Source organism: Empedobacter sp. UBA3475 (assembly GCF_002378465.1).
In the GTDB taxonomy this organism is placed as follows: domain Bacteria; phylum Bacteroidota; class Bacteroidia; order Flavobacteriales; family Weeksellaceae; genus Empedobacter; species Empedobacter falsenii_B.
Map to the genome: position 1 here is coordinate 114,042 of NZ_DFRA01000002.1, position 19,278 is coordinate 133,319.

General features: G+C 31.3%; 20 protein-coding genes. 10 read left to right on the top strand and 10 right to left on the bottom strand.

Annotation, left to right across the window (positions count from 1 at the left end):
* Nucleotides 1–3 precede the first annotated feature (3 nt).
* A complete protein-coding gene (locus B3I31_RS00890; RefSeq protein ID WP_291060509.1) occupies nt 4–531 on the bottom strand; it encodes a hypothetical protein in 528 nt (175 codons plus the stop codon).
* 173 nt (nt 532–704) lie between these two features.
* Here B3I31_RS00890 and B3I31_RS00895 point away from each other — a divergent pair, with 173 nt between their 5' ends.
* Nucleotides 705–1,121, top strand: a complete 417-nt coding sequence (locus B3I31_RS00895; protein WP_038330990.1) for a nucleoside-diphosphate kinase — start codon at nt 705–707, stop codon at nt 1,119–1,121.
* 100 nt (nt 1,122–1,221) lie between these two features.
* Complete coding sequence (locus tag B3I31_RS00900) at nt 1,222–1,686, top strand: copper resistance protein NlpE N-terminal domain-containing protein (protein WP_125349545.1); 465 nt, start codon at nt 1,222–1,224, stop codon at nt 1,684–1,686.
* A gap of 93 nt (nt 1,687–1,779) precedes the next feature.
* Here B3I31_RS00900 and B3I31_RS00905 read toward each other — a convergent pair whose 3' ends face one another.
* The 6 genes from B3I31_RS00905 to B3I31_RS00930 all read right to left on the bottom strand — a co-directional run bounded on the left by B3I31_RS00905 (nt 1,780) and on the right by B3I31_RS00930 (nt 6,085).
* A complete protein-coding gene (locus B3I31_RS00905) occupies nt 1,780–2,520 on the bottom strand; it encodes an acyl-[acyl-carrier-protein] thioesterase (RefSeq protein ID WP_291060507.1) in 741 nt (246 codons plus the stop codon).
* 30 nt (nt 2,521–2,550) lie between these two features.
* Complete coding sequence (gene ribH / locus B3I31_RS00910) at nt 2,551–3,048, bottom strand: 6,7-dimethyl-8-ribityllumazine synthase (RefSeq protein WP_125349547.1); 498 nt, start codon at nt 3,046–3,048, stop codon at nt 2,551–2,553.
* A gap of 114 nt (nt 3,049–3,162) precedes the next feature.
* Nucleotides 3,163–3,870: a tetratricopeptide repeat protein gene (locus B3I31_RS00915; protein ID WP_291060505.1), complete on the bottom strand. Its 708-nt coding sequence runs from the start codon at nt 3,868–3,870 to the stop codon at nt 3,163–3,165.
* A 74-nt stretch (nt 3,871–3,944) separates the two neighbouring features.
* Nucleotides 3,945–4,547, bottom strand: coding sequence for a porin family protein (locus tag B3I31_RS00920; RefSeq protein WP_291060502.1), 603 nt, complete (start codon nt 4,545–4,547; stop codon nt 3,945–3,947).
* Nucleotides 4,548–4,571: 24 nt separating this feature from the next.
* Nucleotides 4,572–5,339, bottom strand: a complete 768-nt coding sequence (locus tag B3I31_RS00925; RefSeq protein WP_114998788.1) for an ABC transporter ATP-binding protein — start codon at nt 5,337–5,339, stop codon at nt 4,572–4,574.
* Nucleotides 5,339–6,085, bottom strand: a complete 747-nt coding sequence (locus B3I31_RS00930) for an MlaE family ABC transporter permease (protein ID WP_171622564.1) — start codon at nt 6,083–6,085, stop codon at nt 5,339–5,341. Before B3I31_RS00930 ends, B3I31_RS00925 begins: the two co-directional genes overlap by 1 nt.
* Before the next feature lie 53 nt (nt 6,086–6,138).
* Between B3I31_RS00930 and B3I31_RS00935 the strand changes: the two genes are divergently transcribed.
* Both B3I31_RS00935 and B3I31_RS00940 read left to right on the top strand, forming a co-directional pair.
* A complete protein-coding gene (locus B3I31_RS00935; RefSeq protein WP_180905771.1) occupies nt 6,139–6,729 on the top strand; it encodes a SprT-like domain-containing protein in 591 nt (196 codons plus the stop codon).
* 9 nt (nt 6,730–6,738) lie between these two features.
* The gene (locus B3I31_RS00940; protein WP_286495130.1) at nt 6,739–7,833 is read left to right on the top strand and encodes a mannose-1-phosphate guanylyltransferase; all 1,095 of its coding nucleotides are present in this window, start codon (nt 6,739–6,741) and stop codon (nt 7,831–7,833) included.
* Between the two features lie 59 nt (nt 7,834–7,892).
* On the opposite strand, the gene B3I31_RS00945 is transcribed toward B3I31_RS00940, so the two are convergent.
* Together B3I31_RS00945 and B3I31_RS00950 are read right to left on the bottom strand one after the other, a co-directional pair.
* Entirely contained in the window at nt 7,893–8,867 is a 975-nt protein-coding gene (locus B3I31_RS00945; RefSeq protein WP_280035376.1) for a hypothetical protein, read from the bottom strand.
* Between the two features lie 119 nt (nt 8,868–8,986).
* On the bottom strand, nt 8,987–9,421 hold the full coding sequence (locus tag B3I31_RS00950) for a hypothetical protein (RefSeq protein WP_038336372.1): 435 nt from the start codon (nt 9,419–9,421) through the stop codon (nt 8,987–8,989).
* 132 nt (nt 9,422–9,553) lie between these two features.
* Here B3I31_RS00950 and B3I31_RS00955 point away from each other — a divergent pair, with 132 nt between their 5' ends.
* The 4 genes from B3I31_RS00955 to B3I31_RS00970 all read left to right on the top strand — a co-directional run bounded on the left by B3I31_RS00955 (nt 9,554) and on the right by B3I31_RS00970 (nt 15,182).
* On the top strand, nt 9,554–10,408 hold the full coding sequence (locus tag B3I31_RS00955) for a glycerophosphodiester phosphodiesterase family protein (RefSeq protein ID WP_291060499.1): 855 nt from the start codon (nt 9,554–9,556) through the stop codon (nt 10,406–10,408).
* A complete protein-coding gene (bshC, locus tag B3I31_RS00960) occupies nt 10,409–12,007 on the top strand; it encodes a bacillithiol biosynthesis cysteine-adding enzyme BshC (RefSeq protein ID WP_114998742.1) in 1,599 nt (532 codons plus the stop codon).
* Between the two features lie 42 nt (nt 12,008–12,049).
* Entirely contained in the window at nt 12,050–13,897 is a 1,848-nt protein-coding gene (locus B3I31_RS00965) for a LysM peptidoglycan-binding domain-containing protein (protein ID WP_114998740.1), read from the top strand.
* A gap of 115 nt (nt 13,898–14,012) precedes the next feature.
* Nucleotides 14,013–15,182, top strand: a complete 1,170-nt coding sequence (locus B3I31_RS00970; protein WP_286495141.1) for a dicarboxylate/amino acid:cation symporter — start codon at nt 14,013–14,015, stop codon at nt 15,180–15,182.
* 99 nt (nt 15,183–15,281) lie between these two features.
* Here B3I31_RS00970 and B3I31_RS00975 read toward each other — a convergent pair whose 3' ends face one another.
* On the bottom strand, nt 15,282–17,690 hold the full coding sequence (locus B3I31_RS00975; protein ID WP_280049370.1) for a TonB-dependent receptor: 2,409 nt from the start codon (nt 17,688–17,690) through the stop codon (nt 15,282–15,284).
* Between the two features lie 300 nt (nt 17,691–17,990).
* Here B3I31_RS00975 and B3I31_RS00980 point away from each other — a divergent pair, with 300 nt between their 5' ends.
* Nucleotides 17,991–18,755, top strand: coding sequence for a Rossmann-like and DUF2520 domain-containing protein (locus B3I31_RS00980; RefSeq protein ID WP_114998736.1), 765 nt, complete (start codon nt 17,991–17,993; stop codon nt 18,753–18,755).
* Nucleotides 18,752–19,276 (top strand): KdsC family phosphatase, encoded by a 525-nt coding sequence (locus B3I31_RS00985; RefSeq protein ID WP_114998734.1) that lies wholly within the window; start codon nt 18,752–18,754, stop codon nt 19,274–19,276. Before B3I31_RS00980 ends, B3I31_RS00985 begins: the two co-directional genes overlap by 4 nt.
* Nucleotides 19,277–19,278 lie beyond the last annotated feature (2 nt).

Genomic DNA, 19,278 nt, shown 5'->3' on the forward strand with positions numbered 1-19,278 from the left:
AGATTAATTCTCGCTTTTTAATTGGATCAATTTTATCCATTGTTTTAGATTATATCGTCTAAAAATTCCGAAATAACGTTGATTAAAAGAGTTCACCCAAATCGAATTGTCTTCACAATAAATCACAACTGTTTCGATATAATCTCTTCTTCGGTAATTGTATTTATAAAAAATATTTCGTTCCGAATATTCAAAAAGAAACAAACCTTCTTCGTCCAATGATTGCGTAAAATTATGTTGACGCTGCGCTAATTTTTTGATTAAATTAATATTCTCACTCAACGATTTTGATGTTTTAATTTCTACAAAAAATCTGTCTTTAATTGTCGTTATTATTCGAATTCCAAAAATTACAATCAATGAAATAAAAATGATATTGATTTCACTTGATGCATAAGCGAAAAACAAAATAAGTAAAAACATTAAACCTAAATCTAAATAATTCCAAATTTCGAAAGGTAGAAAATATTTATCACCAACCTTTTTGAGTTTCGTTTTATGATGAAATGTGGAAAGATTATTTGTATTCATAACTTTAGATTTAATTTAAAAATAAGAAATATTATCGAATTGAAATAATCGTAAATGAATAATAATTAATGCATTTTATTAAAACAAGAAATTTTAATCATAAAACATAAACATTCGAATCATTTTTGTAATTTTGCACCTCAAAAAATAAGTAATAAATACAATTCAATAAAATGGCAAACATTACATTTACAATGATTAAGCCTGATGCAGTTGCAAAAGGACACATCGGAGATATTTTAAAAGACATTACTGACGCTGGTTTCAAAATTAAAGCGGCTAAAATGACTCAATTAGCAAAACAAGATGCTGAAGCATTTTACGCTATCCACGCAGAGCGTCCTTTCTTCAAGGATTTAGTAGAATTCATGACTTCTGGACCAATCGTTGCTGCAGTTTTAGAAAAAGACAACGCAGTTGCTGATTTCCGTACTTTAATCGGTGCTACTAACCCAGCTGAGGCTGCAGAAGGTACAATCCGTGCTAAATATGCTGAATCTATCGATGCTAACGCTGTTCACGGTTCTGATTCTGACGAAAATGCTGCTATTGAAGCTGCTTTCCACTTTGCTGCGAAAGAAATTTTCTAATCGAATAAGATTACAAAACATTATACAAATCCTTCTGAAAATATTCGGAAGGATTTTTTTTGGCTCAAAATTTACTTACCTTTAAATCAAATTCTAAAATATGAAAAAAATAATTTTAGCCACATTTACAATCGCAGCTTTCGTTGTGTCAAGTTGTAAAACTGAAGTAGAAAAAGTAAAAGACGAAGAAAATTCTAAAGAGTATAAAGTTGGAATTGAAATCGGGCATGTTTCTGCAGAAAAGTCTATTCAATACGAAGGAACTTACAAAGGAATTTTGCCTTGTTACGAGAAAGATTGCAAAGAAGTTGAAATGGAAATAAAATTATTGCCAAACAAAGGATATGTCTATTCTACAAAACGTTTGGGGTTAGATAAAATGGCTATTATGACAACTGGAACTTTTCAGTTTAAAGAAGATGGAAATACAATTGTTTTTCCTGAAATTGCCAATGTTCCGAATGCTTTTTTAGTTGAAGAAGGAAAAATTATTCAGTTAGATAAAAATCAAAAGAAAATAGAATCGGCTGATTCTGCTAAATTTGTTTTGACAAAAGAAAAATAGATAAAAAGGTTTCGTAATGAAACCTTTTTTTATTGTAATAAAGATTTTTTGATAAGCTGAAATAAATTCAGTTTGATATCTCTTAAAATAACCTTACCTCAACTCCAATCTACAAACAAAGTTTACTTTTTCTTGATTAACAATCTTAAACTGAATTAAATGCTCCGTTTCTAATTTCTGGATTTCTACTTCGTCGTGTAAACTTAATTCTTTCAAGAAATTCATATCAATTGCTTTGATACGATGTTTCAATATAATTTCAGGATCAATAGTATTCAAGCACCAATCCAAATATTTGGTGTTATTGGCGTGTTTTACGATGTCCAAATCAGAAAACTGAACTTTGTATTGAATAACTTCTGTTGGTTCAAAATCGATGTTTAAAATCGAATTTTCGATTTCAGTTGGTTTCAGATCAGGAAAACGTTCAATGTGAGATGAATCAAGTTGAAGAATATCCGGACGACGTTTTTCTGTATTGAAAACCGCCCACAAACTTGAAGCGCCAATTAATTTTTTTCCATTTTTCTCAATCGTAAAATCACGAATAGATTTTGCTCCTTTCAGCACTTCAATCCACGTTTTTACATCTACAAAATCTGTCCAAGAAGGTAATTGATCAATTTCTATTCGAAGTCGATTCATTACCCAAGATTGATTAAATTCTTGCAAATCAAAGAAACCTAAGCCTCCTTTTATTGCGTGTTCTGAAGCCGTTAATTGAAAAAGATTTGCCATTTCAGACAATTTCATTTTACCTGTCGGATCACATTGAGAAAAATAAATTTCCCAATTTTTCGTATAAATTGATTTAAAATCTTCTGCTATTGGCATCGATAAAATTTTGAATCTTTTATAGTGAAATTATTTACCTAATTTCTTTTTCATATCCGCCATCATAACCGCAGCTACACCAGCTTCCACTCCTTTATTTCCATGTTTTCCTCCGGAACGATCAATTGATTGTTGTTCATTTTCGTCTGTTAAAACACAAAAAATAATTGGCATATTGTGTTTGATATTCAAATCTTTTACACCTTGCGTTACACCTTGACAAACATAATCGAAATGCGCTGTTGCTCCACGAATCACACATCCAACAACGATAATTCCATCCAAATCTGGATGAGTTTGTGCCACTTTATCCGCTCCATAAATCAATTCAAAACTACCAGGAACTTCGTATAATGTAACATCATCAGGATTTGCGCCCAAATCAATCAATGTATCTTTTGCTCCATCACGCAAATTAAATGTGATATGATTATTCCATTCAGATGTAATGATTGCAAACTTAGAGCCCGCTACATTTGGTAATTCTGCTTTATTATATTGAGATAAATTTTTATTTTCTGTTGCCATTTTATTTAAAATTTAAATGGTAAAATTACAAAAATGATTTAGGATAAACTTTGATTTGAATCAATAAAAAAAGCCGAACAATTTGTTCGGCTTGTAATTATCTTTTGAAGTGAATTATTTCGCAGTTTCAGAAGCGTATTTTAAACGCTCAATAAACTTCGCAGTTTCACCATTATTTGCATTTGGATATTTATCCTCTAAAGCTTGAAAATAGTTTAAAGCATCAGCATTTTTACCTAATTCCATCGCAATTTCACCCGCTTTTGTATAGTAAGTCGATTGTAATGTTTCAACTTCTGTCGCTTCAGCAGCTTTTACATAGTAAGGTAAACCTTCTTCTAATTTGTTAGAAGCAACTAATGCATTTCCTAACATACCATATTTTTGCGCCAACATTACATTGTCATCTGTGTCAAAATCTTCTAATAATTTTACCGCAGATGCGTAATCTCCTAATTTATAATAAGAACTTGCCGCTTTGAAACGTGCTAAATTACCAGCATCAGTATTTCCATATTCATCAACAATTTGTTGTAAACCTTGGAAACTTCCTGCGCTACCATTAAGAGCAACGTTAATAGAATCTTGATCAAAAAGACGTTCTGCTTGAACCATTTCTTTGAAAGCGTCTTCTGATTTAGGTTCTACGACTAATTTTAAGTAAGCAAAATAACCTAAAACAGCTACAATAATTACTCCTAAACCAATACCAATTGCTTTAGCATATTTTTCAACAAAAAACTCTACGTTGAAAGCTGTTCTATCTAATTTTTCTACGAATTGCTCTGTAGCGAATTCTTCTTTTTTATTATTTTTTGCCATTTTAATAATTTACGAGGTTGCAAAAATACAATTTGGAACAAATATATCCAATAAATTTATTTACAAACAACCTTTTAGAATAAATATGCTACTGATAAGTTTAACATTTGCGGACGATTTTCTGTTCTATATTGTCCATTTGATCCGTTCAAAATGTCAGATCCAACTTTTCCTAAACCGAATTCGTAACGTAAATCGAATAATAATTTAGAAACTTCTACACCTGCACCAATTTGCATTCCGACATTAAATTCGTCTTGTTTTGCAGTTGTAAAATCTTTTACAGATAATTTATCATCAAAATAGTAAGAGAAAACTGGACCAGCTTGAATATGTCCGATTCCTAAAAATCTTTTTCCAACATTTACAGGAATATCCATACGTTTTTTAGTTACATTCAGTTTTTGTCCATCAACATCATATTCATTTTTGAATTGCGTATACAATAACTCTGGTTGAATGTAAATTCCTGCTAAAGAGACACGAGCTAAAGCACCAGCTTGAAACCCTGCAGAAGCTTTCCCATCTTTCTTGAAAATATTTCCAGCATCTTCCCAAACAACTTTTCCTTTATCTGTATTGAAAACAGCTCCTCCTTTGATACCAAAATTGATATTTTGTGCTGTTGCAAAATTTGCAGCTAAACCTACAATTGCAGTTAAAATTAATTTTTTCATAGAATTTTTATTTTTATTGATTTATTATTGTTCTTTTAATAAGGCTTCTCTTAGTTTCTTGAAAAGATTTGACGAATATACAAAATCAATAACATTTGGATTATCAGCCACCAAAATCTCCTCTTTTGTCCCTTCCCATTCCAAGAAACCATTTTTTAAGAAAACAATATGATCTCCAATTTCCATTACCGAGTTCATATCGTGTGTATTTACAACGGTTGTTGTGTTGTATTCTTTTGTGATATCATAAATTAATTGGTCGATAACTAACGCCGTTTTCGGGTCAAGACCAGAGTTTGGTTCATCAGCAAATAAATATTTTGGATTATTTACAATCGCGCGCGCAATCGCCACACGTTTTTGCATTCCTCCAGATATTTCTGACGGATATTTTTTAAGCGCTGTACGAGCTATTTCTACACGATCTAACACTTCACGCGCACGTTTTTCGGCATCAGCATTTGACATATCCGAAAACATTTGCAATGGAAATTTTACATTTTCTACAATATTCATCGTATCATACAAAGCCGAACCTTGGAAAACTACTCCAATTTCTGAACGTAAACGTTGTTTTTCTTTGTAATCAAACTCGATCATATTATCTCCTTCGTACAAAATTTGACCTGAAGTTGGTGTTAATAATCCAATCAAATTTTTCAAGAAAACTGTTTTTCCAGAACCACTTTGACCAATAATCAAACTAACTTTTCCTTTCTCGAAAGTGACAGAAAAACCTTTCAGAACTTCTACTGCATCAAATGATTTTCTGATATCTTTTACTTCAATCATTAGCTCAAAATTGTTTGTGTTAATATTAAATTGATCACAATAATTGCTACTGATGTCCATACAACAGCTGTTGTTGCAGAACGACCAACTTCTAACGAACCTCCTTTTACTTTATAACCATAATATGCCGGAATTGTTGCGATAACAAACGCGAATACCATTGTTTTAAGGAATGTATAGACAAACAATTTTGTTGCCATATTCATTTGTAAACCTGTAATAAAATCGGCCGCTGACCATAGTTTTGTAAAAACACCAATGTAGTAACCTCCTAATAATCCAAATCCAATAGAAATCATAACCAATAAAGGATTGAAAAATACACAGGCGATAATTTTTGGTAAAATCAAGAAGTTTGCAGAATTGATTCCCATAACATCTAACGCATCAATTTGTTCGGTAACACGCATGGTTCCAATACTCGAAGCGATGTACGAACCTACTTTACCAACTAAAATTAGCGACATAATGGTTGGAGCAAACTCTAATACCAAAACCACTTTGGTTGCATAACCAATGTAGGCATCTGGAACAGGAATAGAAGCTCCTTGAAAGTTTTGTGCCATTTGTATTGCTACAACTGCACCCATAAATGTTGAGATAAAGGTTACAATCCCTAAAGAGTTGACACCTAAATCATATATTTCTCTAACGGTCAATTTCCAGAAAACGCTCAATTTTTGAGGTTTGCTAAATACTTTACCCATAAGCATAAAGTATGACCCTAAATTTTCGATTAGTTTCATTACGACAAAATTAATATTTTTATTGGAAAGGCTTTTTATTTATCTTGCACAATGTGAATTTAGAACATTTAACTTCTTATCTCCCTCATAATGCAGACTTGTATGTAAAAAAGTGGTTAGAAAATCATTTTATAACGTTAAAAATTACAAGAAGACGTGAAACTAAATTGGGAGATTATCGCAAATTAGTCGAAAATAATCGTCATCAAATTACAGTGAATGGCGACTTAAATCAGTATGCTTTCTTTTTTGTTTTTACACATGAAGTGGCGCATCTCAAAACTTTTGTTCAGTTTGATTCTCGTAAAATAAATCCGCATGGAAAAGAATGGAAAACCATTTTTGGGCATTTATTATTAGAATCTCTTCACATTTATCCCGAAGAATTGCAACCGTATATTCTTCATCATGCCAAACATCCAAAGGCAAGTTTAGGAGCGGATATTAATATCTCAAAATATATTATAGATGATAAAAATCCTGCTCAAATTTATCTTGAAGATTTGGAGGATGGCACAATATTTTCGATTGGAAAAAGAATCTTTAAAAAAGAATCTAAACGAAAATTAAGGTATCTTTGTTTAGAGTTGAAAACCAAGAAAAAATATTTGATAAACGCAACTGCAACTGTAAATAAACTTTAAAAGACAATCATGAATAATAAAGATAACTACGCTGTTATCCTTGCCAGTGGTACAGGAGTGAGATTATGGCCTTTGAGTACAATTAAGAAACCAAAACAATTTCATGATTTATTAGGAATAGGAAAAACTTTTATTCAATTAACGTATAATCGCCTTAAAAAAATCGTTCCGCAAGAAAATATTTTCATTGTAACTATTCAAGATTATAAAGAGATTGTAAAAGAACAATTACCAGATTTTGAGGATAAAAATTTTATCATCGAACCAAGAGTCATGAATACCGCAGCTTGTAATTTATTGGCCGCAATGACAATCCAACAAGTTAATCCAAATGCAAAATTGATTATTTCTCCTTCAGATCATTTTATTTTTGATGAAGATGAATTTGTAGAAAAAGTAAATCTTGCTTTCGAGGATGCTGACAACGATCGATTGATTACTTTGGGAGTAGCTCCAACGCGTCCAGATGTTAATTACAGTTATATTCAGTTCATCGAAAATACAACACCTATAAAAAAAGTAAAATCTTATATCGATAAACCTGATTTAGAATTTGCTGAATCTTTTATAACGAGTGGTGAATTTATTTGGAATACAGGAATCCTTGTTTGGTCTGTAGATAGTATTGTAAAAGCTTTTCAACAACATTTACCTTCGATGAAAGAAACTTTAAAAAAATATTTTGATCTTGATCGTTCTTTACAAAATACAGAAACTTTAAAACCTATTTACACAACGTTAGACGTAACTTCTATCAACAAAGGAATTTTAGAACAAGCGGATAATGTTTATGTCATTCCAACAACTTTTGGCTGGAGTGATATTGGAACTTGGTCTGCAATCAACGAAAAGTATAAATATACAGGTGAAGATCAGGACGAAAATCACAATACATTATTATGTAAACATTTTTCTGGTTACAACGCCAAAAATAATTTTATTTATTCTACGCAAGATAAAGCTATTATTATTGATGGATTAGACAGTTATGTGGTTATTAATTCGGAGAAAGGATTACTCATTTGTCCTCGAAGCAATGTACAGTTTATAAAAACTTATGTGAGCGATTTAAAATTACAGAAAAACGGAGAAAAATATTGTTAATAAAAAAAACTCTTCAAGAATCTTGAAGAGTTTTTTTTATGTATTTATAATTTTAATCTTTATCGAAGTGTAATCACATTTTGACCAACTTTGTATCCATTTTGGTAAATATCAATTTTATATTCACCTTTTGGAAAATCATAATCAACCCAGTCAAAATTAACTCTTGAACCAGACATATTATTGTAATTAACTTTTACACGATCAGAATATTCTACAGAAGATCCAGAACGTAAAGTTGTTTCACCAGCATCAGCCCCTTTAAATTTTCCTATCTCGCCGCTTGGTTTATAAATAGATACATACAATTCTTTGGTTTCTGAAGTCGCATTCAAGTTTTTATCCAAATCAAAGGATACTCTAACCTTATCAATTCTTCTTGCTCGCGTTGTTTCCACTTCTTTTCCGCTTGATTTTACTCGCAAACCTTTAATCGTATAATTTGAAATCGATAAAGTAGAATTTGTTTCTTTGATTAAATTCTGATGATTTTCTTTTTCAGTACTCAAATTTGATTCAACAGTTTTTTTCTGCTCATTCAAATGAGAATTTTCCGAAGTTAACTCTGTATTCTTGTTTGTCAGCTTTTTATTTTCGTCTTTCAAGCGAACAATTTCTTCTTTATAAACTTTAATATCTGCTTGTAAAGAGGTTATCAAACGTTTAGCACGTTGCAATTCTCCACTTGTAATTCCTTCTTTATTTAAGATTGATTGAATCTCTTTTTGTTTCTCCAAAATCAATCGATCTTGATAACTTAAAGAAGAATCTTTTTTTACAACACGAGTTTTAGCATCATCAAAATCTGATCTAATTATACGTAATTCTTGTTTCAGAATTTCTCTAGATCGTTCCAAATCATTGATATCACTTTGCATTTCTATCGAAGATTTTGCATTTGCTTCTTTAGAATATACAATATACCCAATAGCTAATAACAAGGATACTGCTAAAACAGCAATAATAATATTCTTTACGAATTCATTTTTATGTTTAGGGTTTGTAGAGGGCTCGAGATCTTTGTATTCAGTCATTTTAATTATTTCGAGGAAAAATTATTGAATCAAAAATTAAACCAATTTTATAATAATCAATAACTAATGTTAAATTTAACATTTATAAATTGTAATAAAACTTGATAAATAAAGACTTTTTAATCGTTTGTCTCTTTTTTAATATCTTCAGAAGCTTCGTCTAATTTATTTTCGGCTTTTGTTTTTAACTCATCAGCTTTTTCTTCCAATTCTGTTTTTTCTTCTTTAAAAGTTTCTTTCAAATCCGAAACTTTCTCTTTCACAAAAGCACTTGTTTCTTTCATTTGCTTTTCCGCAATATCTTTTACTTCGTTATAATCTTGCTTCGATCTTTCTTTAAAATCTCTAGCGGCTTCTTTCGATTGTTCTTTCAGATCACCAGAAGCATCTTTTATATTATTGATTGTTTTACGCGCAAAATCCGATGCATCATCTGCAATCAATGTTCCTGCTTTTTTCACAGTTGCCGAAACATCGTCAAATTTATCTCCCGCAACATCAATCGCGGTTTCCGTTTTTCCTAAAATTCTTTTCAAAAAAGTTCTAAGTCCCATAATAATTTATTTTGTTGATTATTTTCAGTTTAAATTTACAGCTTCATTCGTAATTTTAGAATGAATTAATTTAATTTTTTATTTAAAAATATGAATTTCAGCTATTTTAAACGATATTATTTCAGAATTTTAATGTTCAGTTTACTGACTATTTTTAGTTGTAATCCGAAGAAAAATCAATCCAAAACACATCAAAATACTTCATCCGAAGAAATATCCTTCAAATATTCGACCAAAAACAAAAATTTTGTCAGCGCGCATCGTGGAGGAAGTGGAATACATGGTTTTCCCGAAAATTGTGTCGAAACTTTTGAACATCTTTATCAAAAAGGAATACAAATTTTTGAGATTGATGTTGCCGAAACAAAGGATAATCAACTTATTTTAATGCACGATAATTCGTTGCAACGAACAAGCACAGGGCGACAAGATGTCAATCAAGTTGACTTAAAAACCATTAAGGAATACTTTTTGGTAGATGATTTTGGACAACAAACGTCATACAAAATTCCGACTTTTGCAGAAGCGCTAAATTGGGGGAAAAGTAAACCGATTTATTTTATGGTTGACATCAAAAAAGGTGTTGATTATCGTGATATTGTGAAGACAATAGAACATGTAAACATGCAAAAACAGGTTGTTTTGGTGACGTATACAGTTGGTCAAGCGAAAAAGTTGCATCAACTTGCGCCAGATATGCTATTGTCTGTTTCGATGCGAAACGAAGGCGAATTTAATGAAATGATGAACAGCGGAATTCCGACTGACAAAATGGTTGCCTTTACAGGAACTCGACGCAATGACAAATCATTTTTAAACAAAATTCATGACAAGGATATTTTGGTCATTTTTGGGACGTTAGGAAACTTAGACAAAAGTGTTTCGGCGAGAAATGGACAACTTTACCGCGATTTAGAAAAAGATGGTGTCGACATTTTTGCAACAGACAGAGCAATGGATGTACATCAAACGATTAATAAAAATTAAATGGAAACAATATCACTTAAGGATTCAAATTATTTTTCAAAATTGATGCTAAATTATATCAATCAAGACGAGGATTTGAAAAACTTCTACAACCTATTTCCAACCAAAGAAAACTATATAAAACAAGCGAAAAATAAGCTTGGACATTATAAAAATAGAGCAATTCTTGTTGAACAAATTTCGAAACAATTAGGTCATTTAGATTTATCGGAAAAGCAACAAAATAATCTACAAAAATTAAGAGAAAAGAATACAGTAACAATTACGACTGGACATCAATTAAATTTATTTACAGGTCCAATTTTCTTTTTTTATAAAATTTTGCAAGTTATCAAAGCATGCGAAGAATTGAATAATGAACAAAGTGAAATCAATTTTGTTCCGATGTTTTGGATGGCGACAGAAGATCACGATTTCGAAGAAATTAATCATTTCAAATTTGGAGATCGAATTATTCATTGGGAAAAAGAATTTGGTGGACCAGTTGGTCGTTTATCAACAAACGGTTTACAAAAAGTTTTTGATTCATTTTTGTCATTAATTCCAAATGGAAAAAAGAAAACTGAATTGCAAAATTTGATTGAAGCATCTTATTTATCGAATGATAATTTGACAGACGCAACACGAAAATTGGTTCATTTATTATTCAAAGATCTTGGATTGTTGATGATTGATGGAGATGATAAAGAATTGAAAAAATTGATGATTCCAACTTTTGAAGAAGAATTAATTCAGTCAATATCGTTCAAAAAAGTAATACCTCAAAATGAGAAATTAGAACAATTGGGGTATTCTATTCAAGTGAATCCTCGTGAGATAAATTTGTTTTATATCAATCAAAATAATTCGCGCGAACGTATTGTTGAACAAAATGGAACGTATTTTGTCAATAACACTTCAATCAAATTTTCGAAAGAAGAAATTATTGCCGATTTACATCAAAATCCAGATAAATTTAGCCCAAATGTGATTTTGAGACCATTGTACCAAGAAACAATTTTACCAAATGTTGCCTATGTTGGCGGCGGTGGCGAAATGGCTTATTGGTTACAACTGAAAGAAATGTTCAATCAATTTGAAGTTGATTTTCCACTTTTAGTTTTGAGAAATTCATTGTTAATCCGAACTGAAAAACAATACGAAAAACAACAAAAATTAGATCTATCAAACGAAGATTTATTTTCGAATAGTTTAGCAATCACAAAAAAACGTTCGATAAATTCATCAGAAATTGCTCCAAAACTTCCTGAATTGGAAGAAGAATTAAAAAGCATTTTTGAACGTTTGGAACATTTGAGTTCGTTAACAGAATCTTCTTTTGCCGATATGATACAAGCGCAGCGTACAAAACAATTGAAAGGTTTTGAGAAAATAAAACAACGTTTGGTGCATGCAGAAGTGAAAAAAAATGAAGATTTATTGAAGAGAATCGAGCAATTATTAAATGATCTTTCTCAACAAAATGGTTTGCAAGAACGTGTGAAAAATTTTGCTGATTTTGATTACATTAATATTCAGTATTTCATTGATTTTATTGAAGATAGTCTTCGACCTTTTGAATTTGAGTTCATCATAAATACATTGAAAGAGGAACTCTAAACAAAACATAATTTGTATATTTGACCACGAAAATTCATCTAAATGAAAAAAATATTAGCTTTATTGTTATTTGTTGGTGCATCAGCACTTTATGCTCAACAAAAAACGCATACAGTTCAAGCAAAAGAAACCGTTTACGGAATTTCGAAGCAATATGGTGTTTCGCAAGAAGAATTGTATAAAGCCAATCCTAAAATTGAAAAAAATGGGATTCATCCAGGTGATTTGATTGTGATTCCAGGTAAAGGAACTACGACAACCAAACCAACTGAAACCAATACACAAACGACTACGTCAAACGTAAAAATTTCGGACGATAATTATCAATATATTACAATTGAGCCGAAAGAAACGGTTTACAATTTGACAAAAAAATATAAAATTTCGGAAGAAACATTGAACTCATTAAACCCTCAAATCAAAGAAAGAGGTTTAGAAATTGGTGACGTAATCAAGCTTCCAAAAGATGTGACAAATAAAGTTTTTTCTGTTCCAAAAGGAACGCATTTAATCAAAAAAGGAGAAACTTTATACACTTTAGCAAAACAGTATAATGTAAGTGTTGACGATTTATATGCAGAAAATCCAGCTTTACAAACAGGTGTAAAAGAAGGAATGGTGATAACGATTCCTAAAAAATCTGGTTCTGTTGTAATCGAAGAAAACACGATCAACTATGTTGTTCAGAATGGAGATTCGGCTTACGGAATTTTAGAAAAATACAACACGAATTTAGATGAGTTATTGCGTTTAAATCCTGATTTAATCAATGGTTTAAAAGCTGGAATGACACTTAAAATTCCATTGCAAAAAAATGCTAAAATCATCAAATACGGAACTGCAGGAAAGTTGAAACGTGCTAATGACAATGAAATTAATGTTGCTATTATGCTACCTTTTGATGTTGCAAATAATCCGCAATTAAAAAATTCGCAAGCAATGCAATTTTTTACTGGAGCTAAATTAGCGTTGACTCATTTGGCGAAAAAAGGTAAAAATGTAAATGTGAAAGTGATCGATACGAAAAACGGAAACTTGCAAGATATTTTATCAACAACAGATTTTAGTAAAACGGATGCTGTTATCGGCCCGTTGAACACGTCTGATATTACAGAAGTTGCCAACTTCTTCAGTAATTCTGGTATCGCTGTGATTTCGCCTTATGCAAATGACGATTCGTTAAATTCTTTCAATGATTTATTGATTTCTAATCCAAAAGATGAAGTAATTGCAGATCAAATCATCGAAGAAATTGGGAAAAACTTTGCTGGAGAACAAGTTTATTTATTAACAAATCGTGACGATCAAGAGTTAGCAAGTTATACGAAAAAACAATTAGAAAAACAGTTGAAAGCAAATGTTGTCATTGTAGATAGTGTTGCAAAAATTGTTCAACCACACGATAAAGTTAACGGTGAAGATTATTATACGCCAATTATTACGGTTTTAGTTGGTGATGATGATAATTTGGGAAAACAATATTTAGAAAAATTAAAAACATTTAACAAAGACAATATCAAAGCTTACGGAATAAAATCGGTTTCGGTTTATGATGTTTATAACGCAGATAATGCAAAAAATATCGATGCATTCCGCGAATTTGGTTTTGTGTTTAGTACTGCGCGTTTAATCAATACAAGAGATACGGAAGTGCAAAGTGTGATCAAAGATTTCAAAGAAGTTTATTGTGAATTTCCGACGCGTTACGAGCAATTAGGTTACGATGTAACGTATGATATTGTGGACAGAATGAATAATAAAGGTGATGTTACCAACAATATTACGACAGAAAACACACGTTTGGCGTCAAAATTTGCTTACAAAAAAATAAGCGGAAGTAAAGCTTATACGAACGATGCGAGCCGAATTGTACGTTTACCTAAAAAATAATTTTATCAAAAATTATATACCAAAAAGCGATGCTAAATTTTAGTATCGCTTTTTTCTTTTTATCAACATTTAGAATTAAAACCTTGAATTGAACGGATTTTTTCTAAATTTGACTATGCACAAACTTAAAGACAATTTACTCGTAAAAGTTATTCTAGCCATTGTACTCGGAATTGTACTCGGTGGAATTATCCCAGAAGCTGTTGGTCGTATTTTTATGACTTTCAATGATTTTTTTAGCGAATTACTTAACTTTTTAATCCCATTAATCATTGTTGGATTAATCGTTCCATCAATTGGAAGATTAGGACAAACAGCCGGAAAATTATTATTAGCAACCGTTTTAATTGCTTACGGATCAACCATTTTTTCAGGATTACTAGGCTACTCAGCGAGTATGTCTATTTTTCCACAATTATTAGAACATCAAACTGGGCAAATTAATTTAGCAGAAAAAGCCAAAGAATTTACACCATACTTTTCGATAGAGTTTCCTCCGTTATTTGATGTAATGCCAGCTTTGGTATTTTCATTTCTTTTCGGAATTGGATTATCACGATTAAAAGATTCGACTTTTGGAAAATTTGCAGATGATTTCGAAGAAATTATTACGTATTTAATTCAAAATTTAATCATTCCATTATTACCAATTTTCATTTTCGGAATCTTCTTGAACATGTCATATTCAGGACAAGTTGTAACAATTATGAACGTATTCCTTAAAATAATTGGTGTAATTTTCGTGCTTCATGTTTTCTTATTAGTGCTTCAATTTACAATTGCTGGAATTATTACAAAAAAAAATCCATTTACCATGATGAAATTGATGTTACCAGCTTATTTCACAGCATTAGGAACACAATCTTCTGCTGCAACAATACCTATAACAATTGCGCAAGTAAAGAAAATTGGTGTTCGTGACGAAATTGCTAATTTCGCTGTGCCGTTGTGTGCGACAATTCATTTATCTGGTTCGATGTTAAAAATCGTTTGTTGTTGTTTAGCATTGATGTTAATCCAAGGAATGGAAATTGATTTTGTTCAATTTTTAGGATTTATCATGATGCTTGGAATTGCAATGGTTGCAGCTCCTGGAGTTCCTGGTGGAGCGATTATGGCAGCAATTGGTATTATTGCTTCTATGTTAGGATTTAATGCAGAAAATCAAGCTTTGATGATTGCACTTTATATCGCAATGGATAGTTTTGGAACAGCAGGAAATGTAACTGGAGACGGTGCAATTGCTGTAACGTTGAATAAATTATTCAAGAAAGAAGTTCAATAAAAAATAAAATATTAATTCAAAAAAAAAGAGTTCCAAAAAATATTGGAACTCTTTTTCGTTTTAAGAATATTTAAATAAATGAAGAATACATTTTATTAATTAGAAACCAACTCCTCCTGATTGCTCAGATTTGTTTTGTTGAGCTTCTGCACGATTTCGTACTTTTCCACCGAAATTATACGTAAATCCGATGTTCATTGTATGTGCTTCCCAACGGAATTTTCCTGTTGCTCTATCTGGATTATACATTTCTAAACGTCCATAAAATGTTCTGAAAATATCACTTACACGTGCACTCAAACTTGCTTTTCCTCCCATAAATGTGTAACGCGCTCCTAAATCCATACGCCACATATCGCGCATTTCTCCTTGGATAAATTTGTATTTCCCTTGATACATAAAGAAATGTTGTAAACTGATAGCTTTCGAAACTTTGAATGTATTATTCATACGAGCTGTTAAACGATTTGCATCAATCTCGACAAAGTATGGAACTTTAACCCCATTTTCTTCTTTCTCTTGTTGAACAACCATTGTGTTATGTGTATAATCTCCACTGATATTAGATGACCACCATTTTGTTGGCACAAGATTAAATGCTAATTCAAAACCATATGCATCTACTTTATCATAGTTTAGATAATTCTGAATATATGCTCCATAAACTTCTTCGTTTCGTAAAACATTTCTAAAAATATTGTCTTTAATATGTCTGTAAAACACATTCGCAGAAATAGAATTTTTACCAATTCGTTGTAAATATCCAACTTCGAAATTATCTGTATATTCTGGTCTTAATGCTGGATTTCCGATACTTGACATCATTGGTGTCGACCATTCTGGCACTGGAGATAATTGCCCAATTCCTGGGCGATCAATTCTACGGCTATAATTTAATGACACTTGTCCTTTTTCGGTAACATCATATGTTAAGAAAGCTGATGGAAAGAAATCTAATTTATCTTGTTCAATTTTTCCTTCTTCATTTACATTAACAACGAAATCTCCTTTGTCTCTAAACTGTTCTGCACGTAAGCCTAACTGCATTCCAAATTTCCCAAATTTTTGACCATAATTTACATATGCAGAAAAGAAATCTCGTGTAAAATTAAAATCTGTACTTGGATTGTATGTTTCACCTTTTACAATTATTCTTCGGTCTGTTAATAAAATATTATCGTTATCTTCTCTTCTAAATTGTAATCCAGCCTCTATTTTTCCACCATCTTTGATTTGATTCGTATAATCTAAATTAACACGAATGTTATTTGTTCTATCATCACGATCTTCATAATATTTTACTTCATCTGGATAAAAATTATGCATGTTTCGTAAATCTACACTTTTAGCTCTAGAGAAAAATGCGTCCAAAACAATGTTGTGATCTGCTTTATCAAAATCACGTTTGAAATTCAAACTATAATCTTGACTTCTCCAATCTCCATCAAAATTCGAATTATTGGGATAAAACTCTTGTGTTTTGGTATTCACCATATCCGATCCAATTAATCCATTTCCTTTTCCAAACCATTGATTTGTATAAATCGTCAAAGCTGTTTTGTCGTTGATGAACCAATCGAAACCAATTTTACCTGCTTGGCTTTCGTCATTGTTTAAAATATCAATTGCACTTTTGAAATTTGTGTCAAAATTATTTAAAGAGCCATGAAATTCACTTGGACGTTTATTGTAACTATAATTTCCGAAAAAATTGAAAGAACCTGTATTTACATTTGCTGTTAACGAATTATTGAAACGACTTTTCTTCCCTTGCTCATAACCTGTACTCAATGCAACATTGTATCCTTTTTTCTTTCCTTTTACCATCACTATATTGATGATTCCAGATTTTCCGTCCGCCTCATATTTTGCAGAAGGATTAGTAATAATTTCTACACGCTGAATTTGATTCGAAGGAATTTGCTTCAATACTTGCGATGCTGATAAAGATGAAGGCTTTCCATCAATATAAATTTTCACATTTTCATTTCCACGTAACGATAATTCTCCTGTTTGTTGATCAACATTTACAGACGGAATGTTATTCAAAACCGCAGCAGCATCCGCTCCAGAAGAAATTAAATCATTTCCTACTTCTACAACACGTTTGTCTATTTCGTTACGATATTGAGAAACTTCTGCACGAACGAAAGCACCTTTCAATTCTACAGTTTCAGTTTTAGCAGTTTCTAAAATGATGTTACCTAAATTTAACTCACCTCCTTTTACTTCTGCAGTTGTTACAGATTGTTGATAACCAAATTCTGTAATCACCAAACGATAACTTCCGTCTTCTAAATCTGGAATCTCGAATGTTCCGTCTGCGTTCGCATACACTTCATCGAATAATTCTTTTGAATCTGCTTTATAAATCTGAATCGCAGCCATACCAACCGCTTCATTTTTTGCATTTTCAATCTTTCCTTTCACAGGATGTTGTTCCTGCGAGAATCCGTAAATAGAGCAAACGGAGAAAAGAATAGCTAAAGTAAATTTGTTTAATTTCATAGTTAATATTTTTTAACAGTACTATGTTTTACATAATACATAGTAAGAGTTGTCCGTACTTTTTCCTAATTAGACGTTTTAAAAAATGTTTTGTTACAAAATTTTTAAACTTTTTTTTAAATTTTAAAGTACTATGTTTTACATAATAGGTAAACCCAATTGTTGGATGATTTTATTAATAAGACGCAACAACTTCAAAAATGTTACAAGAATTTTTAATTTTTTTTTAAAATTTTTTTCCTCGGCTGAAAAACTTACATTTATCATTCAATTAATATTAATCAAAAAATTGCTAAAACATTGAGTTCAATTGTCATATTAGGTGCAGGAAATGTTGCGTTTCACTTAACTCGTGCATTAATCGAAAACACTTGCAATGTTCGACAAATTTTCAATAGAACATTAGAACATGCTAGAGAAATCGGAGAAGCAAATAGAATTTCGTATACTGATAAAATTTCTGAAATAGAAAAAGCAGACATTTATATTATTGCAAGTGCCGATTCTGGAATCGAAGAATTCTCTCATTATATTCCGTATGATGATGTTTTGGTTGTTCATACTTCTGGATCGTCTCCTATGTCTGTTCTGAAAGGCGATTACCGAAAAGGCGTTTTTTATCCATTGCAAACTTTTTCGAAAGAAAGAACAATGCGTTATGATAATATTCCATTTTTCATCGAAGCAGAAAATCCTGAAGATTTGAAAAAATTGAATGAATTAGGAAATCGTATTTCAAACGAAGTTCACAAACTAAATTTTGCAAGTAGAATGCAAGTTCATATGACAGGTGTTTGGGCAAATAATTTTGTCAATCATTTATATTATATCGCTGGAAATATTTGTGAACAAAACAATGTTCCGTTCGATGTTTTGTTGCCTCTTATACAAGAAACAGCAAATAAAGTGATCGAAATGAGTCCTAAAGATGCGCAAACTGGTCCAGCAAAACGTGGAGATCAAGTCATTATTGATCGTCATTTAGAGGCCTTACAAGATGATTCGAGATTATTACAGATTTACCAAATATTGACAGATTCAATCAAACGAGTTTACGAAAAATGATAAGTTATAAAGAAAAACTAAATAACATTAAAACCGTTATTTTAGATGTAGATGGAGTTTTGACAGATGGAAATTTAATTTTATTACCAACTGGCGAAATGGTGAGAACAATGAATACACGTGATGGTTATGCGATGCAATTAGCCATCAAACAAGGAATTCGTATTGCGGTGATTACAGGCGGAAGAGATGAAGCTGTTGTAAATCGTTTAAAATATTTAGGCTTAACTGATATTTATGTAAACAAACGTGATAAAGTAGAAGCTTTCGAAGATTTACTTTTTTCTTATGGATTAGATCCTGATGAAATTGCTTATATGGGCGATGATTATCCAGATTTAGCTGTGATGAATTTAGTTGGATTATCAGCTTGTCCTAACGATGCTTGTATGGATGTACGCAAAGCTTCAGAATATATTTCGCCAGAAAATGGAGGGAAAGGTTGCGTTCGCGATTTATTAGAACAAATTTTGAAAGTTCAAAACAAGTGGTATAATGCAGAAGAAATTGCTTCTGTATAAAA

Bases quoted from the DNA above. Each gene is read 5' to 3' on its own strand.
- ribH (WP_125349547.1), bottom strand. From the start codon at position 3,048: ATGGCAACAGAAAATAAAAATTTATCTCAATATAATAAAGCAGAATTA.
- B3I31_RS00970 (WP_286495141.1), top strand. From the start codon at position 14,013: ATGCACAAACTTAAAGACAATTTACTCGTAAAAGTTATTCTAGCCATT.
- B3I31_RS00905 (WP_291060507.1), bottom strand. From the start codon at position 2,520: ATGCCAATAGCAGAAGATTTTAAATCAATTTATACGAAAAATTGGGAA.
- B3I31_RS00890 (WP_291060509.1), bottom strand. From the start codon at position 531: ATGAATACAAATAATCTTTCCACATTTCATCATAAAACGAAACTCAAA.
- B3I31_RS00940 (WP_286495130.1), top strand. From the start codon at position 6,739: ATGAATAATAAAGATAACTACGCTGTTATCCTTGCCAGTGGTACAGGA.
- B3I31_RS00920 (WP_291060502.1), bottom strand. From the start codon at position 4,547: ATGAAAAAATTAATTTTAACTGCAATTGTAGGTTTAGCTGCAAATTTT.
- B3I31_RS00915 (WP_291060505.1), bottom strand. From the start codon at position 3,870: ATGGCAAAAAATAATAAAAAAGAAGAATTCGCTACAGAGCAATTCGTA.
- B3I31_RS00955 (WP_291060499.1), top strand. From the start codon at position 9,554: ATGTTCAGTTTACTGACTATTTTTAGTTGTAATCCGAAGAAAAATCAA.
- B3I31_RS00975 (WP_280049370.1), bottom strand. From the start codon at position 17,690: ATGAAATTAAACAAATTTACTTTAGCTATTCTTTTCTCCGTTTGCTCT.
- bshC (WP_114998742.1), top strand. From the start codon at position 10,409: ATGGAAACAATATCACTTAAGGATTCAAATTATTTTTCAAAATTGATG.
- B3I31_RS00985 (WP_114998734.1), top strand. From the start codon at position 18,752: ATGATAAGTTATAAAGAAAAACTAAATAACATTAAAACCGTTATTTTA.
- B3I31_RS00945 (WP_280035376.1), bottom strand. From the start codon at position 8,867: ATGACTGAATACAAAGATCTCGAGCCCTCTACAAACCCTAAACATAAA.
- B3I31_RS00965 (WP_114998740.1), top strand. From the start codon at position 12,050: ATGAAAAAAATATTAGCTTTATTGTTATTTGTTGGTGCATCAGCACTT.
- B3I31_RS00925 (WP_114998788.1), bottom strand. From the start codon at position 5,339: ATGATTGAAGTAAAAGATATCAGAAAATCATTTGATGCAGTAGAAGTT.
- B3I31_RS00900 (WP_125349545.1), top strand. From the start codon at position 1,222: ATGAAAAAAATAATTTTAGCCACATTTACAATCGCAGCTTTCGTTGTG.
- B3I31_RS00950 (WP_038336372.1), bottom strand. From the start codon at position 9,421: ATGGGACTTAGAACTTTTTTGAAAAGAATTTTAGGAAAAACGGAAACC.
- B3I31_RS00930 (WP_171622564.1), bottom strand. From the start codon at position 6,085: ATGAAACTAATCGAAAATTTAGGGTCATACTTTATGCTTATGGGTAAA.
- B3I31_RS00895 (WP_038330990.1), top strand. From the start codon at position 705: ATGGCAAACATTACATTTACAATGATTAAGCCTGATGCAGTTGCAAAA.